General features: G+C 57.1%; 9 protein-coding genes and 1 pseudogene. All 10 read left to right on the top strand.

Annotation, left to right across the window (positions count from 1 at the left end; translation table 11 throughout):
• Positions 1-7: 7 nt before the first annotated feature.
• The 10 genes and pseudogenes from POF45_RS01730 to POF45_RS01775 all read left to right on the top strand — a co-directional run bounded on the left by POF45_RS01730 (position 8) and on the right by POF45_RS01775 (position 13,244).
• Positions 8-841 (top strand): hypothetical protein, encoded by an 834-nt coding sequence (locus POF45_RS01730; protein WP_259494127.1) that lies wholly within the window; start codon positions 8-10, stop codon positions 839-841.
• An 82-nt stretch (positions 842-923) separates the two neighbouring features.
• Positions 924-1,910 (top strand): ABC transporter ATP-binding protein, encoded by a 987-nt coding sequence (locus tag POF45_RS01735; RefSeq protein ID WP_259494126.1) that lies wholly within the window; start codon positions 924-926, stop codon positions 1,908-1,910.
• Positions 1,910-2,713, top strand: a complete 804-nt coding sequence (locus POF45_RS01740; protein ID WP_259494124.1) for an ABC transporter permease — start codon at positions 1,910-1,912, stop codon at positions 2,711-2,713. Before POF45_RS01735 ends, POF45_RS01740 begins: the two co-directional genes overlap by 1 nt.
• Entirely contained in the window at positions 2,710-3,498 is a 789-nt protein-coding gene (locus POF45_RS01745) for an ABC transporter permease (protein ID WP_259494122.1), read from the top strand. Before POF45_RS01740 ends, POF45_RS01745 begins: the two co-directional genes overlap by 4 nt.
• 63 nt (positions 3,499-3,561) lie before the next feature.
• A complete protein-coding gene (locus POF45_RS01750; protein WP_282314872.1) occupies positions 3,562-4,335 on the top strand; it encodes an amidohydrolase family protein in 774 nt (257 codons plus the stop codon).
• 12 nt (positions 4,336-4,347) lie between these two features.
• A complete protein-coding gene (locus POF45_RS01755) occupies positions 4,348-5,943 on the top strand; it encodes a M28 family peptidase (protein ID WP_282314873.1) in 1,596 nt (531 codons plus the stop codon).
• 325 nt (positions 5,944-6,268) lie between these two features.
• Positions 6,269-6,517, top strand: a pseudogene (locus POF45_RS01760) (peroxidase-related enzyme); the annotation flags it as partial.
• Between the two features lie 245 nt (positions 6,518-6,762).
• Positions 6,763-7,431 carry a dTMP kinase gene (locus tag POF45_RS01765; protein ID WP_282314874.1) on the top strand — a complete coding sequence of 223 codons (669 nt, stop codon included), beginning with the start codon at positions 6,763-6,765 and terminating at the stop codon, positions 7,429-7,431.
• 272 nt (positions 7,432-7,703) lie between these two features.
• Positions 7,704-8,573 (top strand): AraC family transcriptional regulator, encoded by an 870-nt coding sequence (locus POF45_RS01770; protein WP_259494118.1) that lies wholly within the window; start codon positions 7,704-7,706, stop codon positions 8,571-8,573.
• 1,107 nt (positions 8,574-9,680) lie between these two features.
• Positions 9,681-13,244 carry an NACHT domain-containing protein gene (locus POF45_RS01775; RefSeq protein WP_282314875.1) on the top strand — a complete coding sequence of 1,188 codons (3,564 nt, stop codon included), beginning with the start codon at positions 9,681-9,683 and terminating at the stop codon, positions 13,242-13,244.
• The last annotated feature ends 116 nt before the right edge of the window (positions 13,245-13,360 follow it).

Genomic DNA, 13,360 nt, shown 5'->3' on the forward strand with positions numbered 1-13,360 from the left:
GGCGCTGGTGATATCTCATCTTGATCACATCGTCTACCCGTTGCCTGCGAGCCTGTTCGACGACGTCATCGCACAGTTTGCCCGGGCGGGCTTCAGGGAGCACACGCGACAAGTGCGCCACAGCGATGGGCGTGTGAGTGCTTTCTTCAGATTGAGTGGGGGCTACCTCGAGTTCTGTTCCCTGGGGGGTGGTGAACGGGAGGAACAGGATGGTCGGTCCAGTTCTATCTGGCTCTGTTCAACTGACCTGATGGCGGATGTCGAGCGCCTTTCGCCCGCACGGCGTGAGGCGCTGGCGGTGACCCGCAAGGCGCCATTGGGCGAGGATGCACCGGCCTGGCTGATCGCCAACCTGCCAGCCCGGTGCACGGACGATGTGCGTGTGTCAGTCATTCAGTACCTGCGGGGCATCGGAGCGGATGTCGCCCTGCTGGTACCGGAGAACGGCCTGTTTGCGATCGTCGGGGTGTCACTGCTTTGCGCCCAGCCCGAGCAGGATCAACGGCATTGTTTCGACGGCCTTGGCGAGGTGACGCAGCACATCGAAACAGAAGAAGGGCGCTTGTCGATCGGTCACCAGTGGCTGGCGTTTCTGCAACGCGACGCGCAGCGCTACAGTGGACCGGTGGATCTGGCGCAGGTGCCGTGCCTGGTGCACCTGGCCACGGTTGACGTGTATCGGACAACGTCGATGCTCGAAGCGGCCGACTTCGCACTGGCCCAAGTGCCAGGCCTGGGCCTGATTGCCCAGTCACGGGTCGCGCCATCGATCGGCCTTGTGCTCGACACGGGGTTGTCTCCTGATTGGCATCAGGCACAACTGCTGGCGCGGCGGCGATGAATACGCTGAAATAAATGGATCGCCATTCAAGTGTCTCGGCGTGTTGACTGAATCGAAGGATGCGGGAATCTCAAGGAAAGGTATGTCAAAAGCAATCGAGCTGTGTGATATCAGCAAGGTATACGAAGTGTACCGAGCCCGTGACGGCAATTCGCGCAGCATGTTCCGGTATTTTCGTCGTGAGAAGGTGTACATCCCTGCGGTCAGGGATGTCTCGTTTTCGATAGACGAGGGTGAAGTGGTCGGGTTTCTCGGCAGTAATGGTGCGGGCAAGACCACGACCCTGAAAATGCTCTCAGGCATCGTACGGCCCAGCGGCGGGCACCTTTCGGTGTTGGGATTTGAACCCTTCAAGAGACGGGCGGAGTTCCTCAAATCGATCGCCCTGGTCATGGGGCAGAAGCAGCAACTGACCTGGGACCTTCCAGCGCTGGAGTCCTTGCGCTTGCACGGTGCCCTTTACGAGATACCGGCAGCCGATTGCAAGCGCCGGATCAAAGAACTGTGCGAGCTGCTGTCGGCCGACGAGATCATCCATCGCCCGGTCAGGAAGCTGTCCCTGGGCGAGCGGATGAAATGCGAACTCATCTTGTCACTGCTGCATCGTCCAAGCGTTCTGTTTCTCGACGAGCCGACCATCGGCCTCGATCTGGAAATGCAGGTCGCCATCCGCAAATTTCTCTTTGACTACAACAAAGAGTTCGGTGCAACGATCATCCTGACCTCCCACTACATGGCGGACATCGAGGCGCTGGCCAACCGGGTCATTGTGCTGGACCGTGGTCAGGTGGTGTTCGACGGTGGCCGGCAAGCGTTGGTGAAGGCACACGTGTCCGAGCGCCGGGTGAGCCTGCGTTTCTCCTCCGGAGTTTGCGGCGAGTCCCTTCGTGCTTACGGCAACCTGATCAGCCTGGACAACGAAAGCGCTGAACTGCTGGTGCCCGAAGAGCAGTTCGCAAAGACCGTTGCGCAGTTGCTGGCGAGTTTTCCGGTGACGGATATCTCGATACAGAGCCCGTCCCTCGAGCAAGCCTTTCCCCGGTTGCTGATGCCAAGGGAGCATGCCTGATGGTCGCCCTGGCTTCATTGCCCGGCATTGCCGGGCGGCTGATCCGTACCAGCGTGCTGGTGACCGTGATCTACCGCGCGCAGTTGTTCGTGTGGCTCATCAGCGGTGTCGCACCGCTGTTCATGATGCTGATCTGGTGGGAGCTTTCACGGGACCAGGTGATCGGCGGGTATGCGGCCATCGATTTTGTGGCGTATTTCCTGGGCGTCTATCTGGTCAGGCAACTGACCGCGGTCTGGGTCATTTTCGTGCTCAACGATGAGATACGCCAGGGAACCTTGTCGGGCCGACTGCTCAGACCGGTCGCTCCTTTCTGGTTCCATGTGGCTGAACATGTGGGGCAGATGGTGGTACGCGCGCCAATTGTATTGGCGGTGTTCTGCGTCGGCGCATCGCTGTTTGCCATCGACTTGATGGCCATCGTCAGGCAGTTGCCGTTGTTCCTGGTCTCACTGGTCCTGGCCTGGATCATCATTTTTCATATCTATTACTGCGTCGGTCTGCTCGCGTTCTGGATGGCCAACTCCCTGGCGCTGGATGCGTTGGTGTGGTCGATGTACACGGTTCTGGGCGGCATGCTCATTCCCGTTGACCTGTTTCCCGAGACGACCCGCCACCTCGTGGCGATGCTGCCGTTCTCTGCGGCGCTGGATTTTCCCGTCAAAGTGCTGATTGGCAAGGCCGCCGGGCTTGAGCTGATGCACGGTTTCGCGGTGCAGGTTTTCTGGGTGCTGGTGCTGGTCGCTGTGCGCCGGGTGCTGTGGCGTCAGGGCCTGAAGCGCTTTTCCGGAGCCGGCATATGAGACTCAGAACATTGAAAGTGCTAGTGGCCTTGATCAGGCATTCGATGCTCGCGGAACTGGAGTACCGCATCAACGCGCTGACCAATGCGGTGAACACGGTGGTCGGGATGCTCCTGGCGCTGTATTTCCTCGATGCGATGTTCTCCGAAGTCAGCAGCCTGGGCGGCTGGAATCTCCACCAGGTGCTGGCGTTGTTCGGCGTGGCGCTGATTCTTGAGGGTCTGCTTGAAGTCTGGTTGTTTCCCAGCCTGCACGCATTGTCGGAGAAGGTGCGCACCGGTGACCTGGATTATCTGCTGGTGCGTCCGGTCGACAGTCAGTTTCTGGTGTCGTGCTCCAAGATCAGCCTCTGGGAACTGCCTCGCGTGCTGATCGGTGTTGCCGTGGTCGTGTACGCCATGCACAGCGAAGGTGCGCTGGGTGTGAGCAACTTCATGGCCTTCCTTGGGCTGATGGCCGCCGGGGTGACGATCTTCTACTCGTTGTTCCTGATTACCTGCACCTTGTCGATCTGGTTCGTGAAGATCGGTGATGTCTGGATCATCAGCTACACGCTCATGGAGATCGCGCGGTTCCCGGTAACGGCCTTTCCGCAGACGATTCGCACGATACTGACGTTCCTCGTCCCGGTGTATTTCGTTTCCAACGTCCCGGTTTCCGCAGCGATGGGGATGGTCGGATGGCAGCAGGTGCTAGGGGCAACATTATTCGCTGTTGCCTTCCTGTGCCTGTCCAGGGTGTTCTGGTTGTTTGCCCTGAGGTCCTACAGCAGCGCCAGCAGCTAGCGCTCCAAGGTGCCGCGCCGGATGCCGCGCGGCGAGAGTGATTGACCCACAGGGAAGTTTTCGATGAGTACTTATTCCGGACCTGTTTTCGACGCACATGTGCATACCGAGTTTGCTGCGGCGGGCAGCCTGCAGGACTTTCAGGCGTTGAAATCACGCTTCAATATCCAGGCCTGCGTGACGGATTCGCGTGAGCCTGCCTGCAGCGCCCAGGTGCTGCAGGACCTGGGCGTGGGCCGATGCGCGGTCATTGCCCAGCCTGAATGGTGTTTCGAATCACTGGCGCAGGGGCTGGCCAGCGGTATTTATCGGGCGATCAAGATCAACCTCGGGTTCATGCACGTGCACGCCGATGACGCCAGGCTCCAGTTGCTGTACTCCCTGGCGCGTGAATTCGATGTCCCTGTGCTTTTCCACACCGGCGATACCGGCTGGCATCGATCCAAGCTCAAGTACGCCCACCCGCTGACCCTGGATGAGGTCATCGTCGACCACCCCGAGGTGAACTTCCTCCTGGTTCACAGCGCCAATCCCTGGTTCACCGATGCCGCAGTACTCGCGGCGAAGAACCACAATGTCTGGCTCGACCTCAGCTCGATCATCGAGGGGTCGTTGAGCCAGGTCTCCCAAGCCACCGTGGACAGGTTGATGGTCGATCCGATCCGCTGGATGCTCGACTACACCGGCAAGCCGGACAGGCTGGTCTTCGGCTCAGGTTGGCCATCCGTCGATTACCCGGCGTATGTCGCCGCGTGCGCCAGGGCCATTGAGCCGCAGTACCACCCGCTGGTGTTCTTCGATAATGCCGCCCGGTTGTTCAAATCTGTTTCCAGATAGAGGGGAGCTTGCATGCGTCGCGCACTTGCGAAAAAGACAAAACATAAGCCAGCGAGCGCCACGGCCTTTCGCGGTTATCTGAGAAACAAGGCCCACGGCGCGGCGCTCGCCGACAGCTGCCGGACGCTTTCTGGTGCGCTTTACGCCGGCCGGGGGGCAGGGGAACCCGGAGGATGGCGCGCGTCCCTGTGGATTGCCAGGAAAGTGCAGGCGCTGGGGCTAAGGGCCTGGCACGGTCGCAGGAGCCTCTTTCAGTCTGTACCGCTAGGCTGCGCCACGGCGCGGCCCAGGTCGGACGCGTGTCAGGCGATCGTCCAGGACGACGGCTCGCGGTACGACCTGTTGCAGAGTGATGAACTGCTGATTCGTTCACAACACGCCAGCGTTGTACTCGACAACGCGTCTCTGGTCTTCGTGGGCTACGGGATCGTCGCACCGCAATACCAGTGGGATGACTACGCCGGGCTTGATGTCGTCGGCAAAGTGGTGGTGCTGCTGCCCAACGATCCCGGACGCAGCAGCCTGGGGGGCGAGCGCTTCGAGGGTGAGCGAATGACCTACTACGGGCGCTGGGAATACAAGTACGAGGAGGCCGCTCGACAAGGTGCCGCTGGGGTGATCATCGTCCACACCGATGAACTGTTCGGCAGCGCCTTTCACCTGGTCCGAGACGAGCTGCGCCGTCCGTTTCGTTTTCTTCCAGGGGCGGTGCGCAGCGCCTTGGCGTTTGAAGGGATTTGCAGCGAGCGCTTCGGACGACAGTTGTTGTGCGCGGCAGGTGTCGACCTCGATGCTTTCCTGGCCGACCCGTGGCCGATGGCTCAGCGCCCGTGCCGGCTTGGCGCCCACCTGCAATTGCGCCTGGATTTCGACATCACGATTCGACATTGCCGCAATGTGCTTGCCATGAAAAAAGGCAAGCTCTTCCCCAGGCAATGCGTGTTGCTGTGCGCGCATTGGGATCATCTGGGCAAGACGCCAGACAGGACGCAGCCCCGTGGCTACTACCCCGGCGCGGTCGACAACGCCGTCGGCGTGTCGGTGTTGCTCGATCTGTCCAGACGGCTGGCAAGCGCGGCCCCGTTGCGCCGCACCGTGCTCTTCGCCTGGACCTCCGCGGAGGAGGTGGGCATGCTCGGTTCCGCGCGGGTCGCACAGTTGATTGGCGAGACTGGGCTGGACGTGGTTGCGGCCCTCAATGTCGATGGCTTCGTGCCGATCGGCAGAACCCGCGACCTGAGCCTGGTGGACGGCGATCAATCTGACCTGCCCAGCGCCTTCGTTCGCGCCGGCAAGCCGCTCAACCGGCAGATCAGCCTCGATGATGCACCTTCAGCCGGCTATTTCTACCGATCCGACCAGGCGAGCTTTGCCAAGATCGACATCCCTGCAGTCCAGGTCAGCACCGGCAGCGACCTGATAAAAGGCGGCGTGCAGGCCGGCATGAAACGGCATGATTTCTACGACTCGAACACGTACCACAGTACCTCTGATGCCTTCGACAGGCATTGGGACTTTGCCAGCCTCTGTGCCGATATCGACGTCCTCCATGAAACGCTGCTCCTGCTGGGCGACTCGTCATGGCGCCCTGTATTGCGTCAGGTGTAGTGCTCAAACAACCGATCAATTCTGTTGGGTGAACCCGGCCTGAAAACACGTTTTCATCGCCGGGTTGGCTCGCCTGTTCCTGAGTATTCCAAGCACATCCCTGTTCGCCAGGCTCCGGGCAACGTGTGCCGCATCGCCATCTGATCGTGTACGGGCGTGACATTTCGAATGGCTTGAGCGGTGATTCGTTTGGCAGGGAGCTTTCGTGTCGGCCTCTTTTGGGCTTGTCATCAGTTTCTCATCAAGATTGTCCGGGGGCCGCTCTTCATCATGGTGGTCGGGAAAGCATCCCGGGTGACGACGATGAGGTAGCTGATGTGAGGGTAACGATGTGATCCGTGAAGTGTTCGCAGATCCTGCAACAGCGGGGACCACGGATCGGGAAAGGGCGATTGTACAGTTCGCCATTGACCTGACGCTGGAGCCGGGATCGTTGGGGGCTGGGCATGTTTTGGCGTTGCGGGGGCAGGGGTTGGGTGATGGGGAGGTGGTGGATTTGATTCATGCGGTTGCGATTTTTGCTTGGGCGAATCGGTTGATGTTGAATTTGGGGGAGGCGGTGGTTTCGGGGTAGCCGGTCATGTTGCCCAATTCCGGCCACAATGCCGGTGTATCTGGCATCTGATTTAACGCATGGACGATGACCGATGTTCATAAGGGCGGTAACCCTGGATTCTGAGACCCATCAGCCGGAAATCAGGTTAGAGTGTTCATTAACGTCTGTTCATAAGAGCCCTCCACGCGATTCGTTTAGTCGTGCCCAAGGGTTCCTACGAAGGAACAGGCTAAAAAAACCGTCTATCAATCGTTATGTGAAGAATGAATCGTTCGCTGTTTGTTTCTCTAGATGGGCCCAAGGGAACCGGCAAAACCACACTGTTGGAGGCCGTTACGAAAGTATTGAGGGCCGACAACAAAAAGGTGATCCGACTTTGCGAGAAAAAAAGCGATCCCTACAGGGGGGAAACAATGACCCTCGTTAACAAGCTCGTCAGAAATCCCACCCGGGATTTGGAGTTGGGGGTTTGTGAGCGCTTTGCTGATAGCCGTACCTGGATTTCCCAGCACGTGTTGGCTAAACAGCCACCAGGCAGCATCATCTTGATCGATCGCTGGTACCCGTCTGATGCCGCGTTTCGCCGGATAGTCCCGTTTGCAGAGATTCTACAGTTGAACATTGATCGAAACGTGCGAGTGCCGGACCTGCATGTCGGGGTTGTCACCGCCCCTGATATTTCATGGGCGAGGGCGGCGGCACGACGGCGTGGGCTGAGCAGTACGGTGATCCATAGGCTGGAAGAACATGTCGCTTGTACCCAGGCGTTCGAGCAAGCGATTGCGGATCACGGCTGGGTTTTATGCCGTAATGAAGGAACGATCGAAGACGCAACGATGCAGGTGATTTCTGAGATCTATAGAGTCCTTGTGAGCCTACAAGCCTTGCCATCGTCTGAAGCTGACAGCGTGTTTATTTCAGGCTCACCATGAACATGTTGAACATGGTCCGTTGAGAGAGTGGGCACCAGAAGCGGTTTGTCGAATCAGTGCCTTACGCGGCTAAAAAATGGAATTTCCTGGGTTAACTCGGCAGTTGCTCATTGACCCTGAGCTGGGCACCTGAAACGCCCCCGACCTTTACATCGCCTTGGAAGGGATCGCATGTGCCAGCCCAAAACGTGCCTTGAGCAAACGCGGCTAGGCGCGTTCACGTCGCTATAGTCGACTCTATTGCCGACCGTACTTCCAGGAGCCTTTTCCCCGTGTCTGACATGTCGACCAACTTCGCTTACACAAAACGCTTCAACGCCGTTCTCGCCTACATTGATGAGAATCTCGAAGGTGATCTGTCGGTGAATGCGTTGAGCCATGTGGCGAACTTTTCGGCATTTCATTTCCATCGACAATTCACCGCGTTCGTAGGCGTGCCTGTTTCACGTTATGTGCAACTGATGCGATTACGACGCGCGGCGCATCGCCTGGCCGCCCTCGCTGATCACTCGGTACTGGAGGCCGCCCTCGGTGCCGCCTTCGAAAGTCCGGAGGCATTTTGCAGGGCGTTCAGGCGGGCGTTCGGTATGACGCCGAGTGCGTTCAGGAAAGAGCCGAACTGGCAGGTCTGGAATGCGGTGTTCGCAATCCCTCATTTTTCCAGGACTATCATCATGCAAATACGAATCGTGCAATTCCCTGAAGTCAGGGTCGCAGCATTTGAACACTGCGGGCCCACAGGGCTCGTCAATGAGAGCGTGGGCAAGTTCATCGAGTGGCGTAAGCAGAGCGGACAGTCGCCGGTGGCTTCGAGTCGCAGCTTTGGCATTCCCTATGGCAACCCCGATACGACACCTGCGCAAGCATTCCGCTTCGCAATCTGCGGCGAGATTCACGAGGCCGTGGCGCCGAATGAGTTCGGCGTGCGCGAAACCGTCATTCCCGGCGGTCGCTACGTCGTGGTGCGACATGTGGGGTCCCCGGATCACATCGGCGAAACGATCTATCCGATTTACCGCGATTGGCTTCCTGCCAGTGGAGAGGAACTTCGTGACCAGCCGCTGTTCTTCCATTACCTGAGCATCTATCCCGAGACACCGCAGGATCACTGGCAAACTGATGTGTATGTTCCGCTGCAATAGCGGAGCAAGCAGCCTTCGACCCTGAACTGACGTCGATGAATGTCCGTTCAGGGTTGTCTCTGTCTTAGGGGTAGGTAGCCAGAAGCCAACCGACGCGCGCTGCACGGAGGAGCTTGTCGACATCGAACCATCCCGTAAGGCTATAAGGTCGATATACATGATTTAACAAGTGGGCGATGTTCACTGTTCATGAGCGATCCACATGCCCCAGCCAGTACTGGGTTTTTGTTCGGTCTATGGAGCCAAGTGTTCACAGATTGATGTTCATGAGGGGGCGAGGCCGATTGGGCTCGTAGGGACCGGCGCACAACCGGCGCAGCAGTAGACATCCGAGTCTGGTCCGCTGCTCCAGATCTACTTACTGCTCAAGAGCTGCACTCAGCGACGTGATGAACTCCGCGCGTCGTACTGCGGGCGTTTGTGACCATGCACAGGATCAAGGCGGCTCCATAGATGAGTATCGCGTACGATATGTCCTAAGCGAATGCTGTGTATTCCGAGTTGAAATCAACATGCCAAAAGTCGCGAAGACTATCCGGCTAATGCTCGGAAGATCAACGGTGTCATCAATGTTCGACGAACAAGCGCTCAGGGGCTGAACCCCTGAGTTCATGCGCGGACTCACCGAGGGGGGGCCGGCTGCTTGCTGTTGCGATTTCTGAATAACTGATCGATTTCGTGGGGCGAGGGCGGCATAGTGTTTTGCAAAGCCCCAAGCTTCGAGTTGATGGGGGCACCCATCACAATGTGATTGACGTACATATATCCGATGAGGCCGACTATACCAACTCATAAACCAGAAGGAGTCGAGCTGGCTCCTCTTTATTTGTATCAAGCGCTCATTGATAGATGAAGATGATCGGCCATCCAACAAGCAAGTCCACCGCGATGAATAAAGGTTAAATTGTAGGGAGGGCGAGCATGTTTTTCCAATATTTAAAGTCGCGGCATGGTGTAGGCTTTCAACATCACGATGTGCTTCCACCAGCAAAAACTCGCCGCTGCGCGGCCACACGCTAGCCATCCGCGCTGGCGCTCATGAACATTTTCCCATTGCTCGGCCGCCAATAGCGTCGTGCGCTGGACACTGCAGGCAGACGGTCAGCGATGGCAATTAAAACCAGAAAACCTACTAAGCCGAAGACTCCTCGCGCCCCTCGTGCCAAAAAAGCCGGCGGAGGCACCGCTATCGGCGGTGGGGTTCATTTTCAGGCTTTGGTAACCGCCATCGTGGGCGTGCATATCCTTCGGGGAACTGCATTGGGTTGGTTGGACGGTCTATGCCACGATAGGCCGATTGCAGTGTGGGCCGAAAGCGAGGGGCCTGGGGATGATCTTCGTATCGAGCTAGAAAACGACCAGGCAATTGAAGTTCAGGTAAAAAAAGGCCTTGTGCGTGGCGACCATCTGTGGACAGCACTGCTGGCAATCGCAGAGGCGATAAACACCGGTGCCTTCCCGTACGGACTCTTAGTCGTGGCATCTGATACGAGCAAGACTATTGCAGAGGATCTCGCTGTTGATATCGAACGACTAGGGCAGGGCCGGACAGATTCCCTTACAGCTATAGGCAAAGACTGGAACAAACGATTGAGGGCCGCGAACATACCTGTACAGAGGGTATGCCAGGCGATGCGGATCAGAGTGATTCATGGCCTCAGCTTTGAAGACACGAGCGTTATTGCTGCGAAGGAGGTTCTTCGTCATGTCTGCGCCAGGAAGGACGCGGCTGAAGCGGCGTGGAATACGCTGTGCCAACGTGCAGTCCAGTCCATCGCAAAGCGAGGTCGATGGACTTTGCAGGATCTTGTGCACCTGCTGAAAAGTGAAATGATCGCCATACGTGACGATGATTTCCCTGCATCGTTACTCAACCGCCATTCCGAATGGGTTGCCAAGACCAGTAACCACTTCTCGATCACTGGCATACGGCGCAAGATTCCGATTGCACATCTGCTTCCGATGCATCTAGGGCAGATTAGCTTCGAACGCCAGGAGGCAGCTGATGTTTCGACCGCTTTAGAACTCTATCATTCAAGTACAAAGCGGGAGCACAGTGGCGGTGGATACGATTCTGTGTGGGCCGGGCGCTTCAGGACCCGAGTTGTTGTCGTAGCAGGCCCGGGGTTGGGCAAATCCACGATGATCAAGGAGTTGGCTCATCAGTACGCTCGGGATGGTTTCGTAGTTCTAAGTGCTTCACTCAAGCCCATCGCAGCGGCTATGGCAGCGGGGGGAGCCTTTTATGATCTTCTGTTGAGCCATTCTCTGAGCGGATCCGGAATTTCGCCAGAGCAAATCATGGGCCCGAAGCGATTGAACTGGGTTGTGCTGTTGGATGGGCTTGACGAGTGTGGCGCCGAGCATCATGAAGTCGCGAAACATATATATCGTTTTGCACAGGGGCATCCCAATGCGCGGGTCATAGTAACCACTCGGCCGATCGGCTACGCAACCGCGGCATTATCGGACTGGACTCATTACCGTCTGCTGCCTCCCGTCACATCTGAAGGCGCAGCCAATCTTGCAATGCTGATGACTGCCGTAAAGGAGTCAGCAAACGAATTTTCTCAGCCATGCGATGCTAATGTTTTACCCGACACACCGGAGAAAATTCCGCCCAGCGAAGCTGTCGCAATCAGCCCTCAACTCTTGGGGATGTCTGCCGCGCTGATTCATCGCCACCGGGCACTTCCCCGTACACGGTTTGGGCTCTATTCCGAACTCATCAAGCTTTTTACTGAACATGCAGTCGATGGCGCGCCGGAGCAAGCCGATATTGCTATCTACGTTCTCGACATCATCGGATGGCACCTGATGTGTGACCCATTGATGAGTTTCGACGCGCTGGTTGAGCGATCAGCGGACACGCTAGCCCCTCTGATTGCTAAGCCAGCGTTGATTTGCCGTAGTGACGTCCGCAAAGCCGTGGCTCACTGGGAACGGGTAGGGCTGGTTGAAAAGGTCTTTCACGGTGGTACAGAGCTGTTGACCTTTATCCATAAGACATTCTGCGAATTCGTAGCTGCGCGCTATACGGTACGCCACTCCTTACAGGTAATGACGCACATCATTGGGCAGCCAAGTATGCGGGAGGTTCTCGACTTTGCGGTAGCAATGGGCTTAGCCGACGAGTTGGTAGGGCTGTACCTCGACCGTCACGCCGCCGGGACTCCTGGGCAACTGCGGGAAGCTCTGGCCTTGCTCCAAAATGAAGACGTTTTGATTTCTGATAGTCGTTTAAAGCAATTGATCCAAGAGTCCTTCATAGCGGTGGAAAGGAGAGCTATAGATCGATTCGACATAGGAATGTCGCTTTCTACAGTCGGAGCGAAAGCCTTCCGGCTGGTGGCGGACGAAGCCGCTTTGAGGCTAAAGGCTACTGATGCCGACGTCAGACTCGTGGCATGGGGAGCGATCGTCACCTGTGGGCCCTCAGATTACGACGCTATCTCCGTGGCAGCAGCGCTTGCGGAGCTGCTACCAGGTCTGAATCCCTTCAGCCTCAGTAATCTTCTGGACAGAAAAGACGGTAGCAACCGTGATCTTCTGCAACATCTAACGTTGGGGGCTCTGAAAGCACAGTCGGATGATCGCGTTGAATCCTTCGTGAGGAATGATCTCGGCGATAAAGGGCTCCTAACCGTAGGGTTCATCATGAAGCTCAACGTAGTCCTGCGATCACGCGGGATCAAAGAGCTTTCGCTCGGTATTGGAGAAACTAAAACGTACGAGGCGGCAGCAGAGCTTATAGGCAATGATGCTCAATGGGTTCAGGCATCCCACGAACTGTGCCGCTCAATCGCATTGGCGTTCGCCCACAGTGAAATCACCGAGAATCGACCGCAAAAGTTATGGCGGGGATTCCCCCAGTTTTCTGCCTTCGTGAGGGCATCGGGGTTCATGAACGCACCTGTTAGTGATGTCTTTAGCTGGGTGCGGCCACATGATGCAGCTGCCGCGCATTCAACAATGCGAATTGTAGCGCGGTCACTGCCGCTCAACCTTTTCGCGCTGGCCGAAGAGGCACGTGAACTGCTCAATCGACTCGACGAAGGCTCACCCCCTTCCATATTCAGGATGCTGGCTGGCGTAGATGTCCCGCCGCCCGTCTGGGATAACGTGGCGAGCCTGCAGTTCAAGCATGAGGAGGTAAAGCGAGCGCTTTTGCATACATCCGGCTGGATCAGTAAAGTGGCTGTAGAAATTTGCAAACAGATCCCTATGACTCGCGATGAGCTCGAATTGCTTTTGAGCGAAGCGACCGGCGTTCCCATGCGGAACATAATAATGCTGGCTGCGCATCACAACCCTGAAAACATTGCCCAGATGCTTGTGCAGCGGCTTAAAGAAAACTCAGCAGGTGACATCAGCGGCCTTTTTGAGGCTATTCGCAATCTGGAGATGCCCGCATCGCTGGATCTCATCAGTTCGAGCTTGGAGTGCCTGCGCTCCGATAGTGAAATAACGGTGGAGTCAGCCATAAAGCTTCTCCGCTACTGGCTCAGTCACGGCGCGCGGATAGAAAAAACACCTGTTGCTGAGGCCTTGGATCAATGGTTTTGGCGTAAGAAACCAACGCATCGAATGATAAGCAACTCACCGGTCGACTCACTGAAAGAGCTGCTGGAATCGATGGATCTCGAGGGCGTTACGGCGCCCACTGCCTAGTGACATCTACCCAATTTTTTTCAATAGGGGAGAGAATACGGCTATTGGGGACCGGCTTGCGACCGACGCCTTGCAGGTCTAGTGGCGGCTAGCCGCTCATGAACATTTCTGACATA

Origin of the sequence: Pseudomonas fungipugnans (assembly GCF_029955235.1) — a bacterium.
GTDB lineage: Bacteria > Pseudomonadota > Gammaproteobacteria > Pseudomonadales > Pseudomonadaceae > Aquipseudomonas > Aquipseudomonas fungipugnans.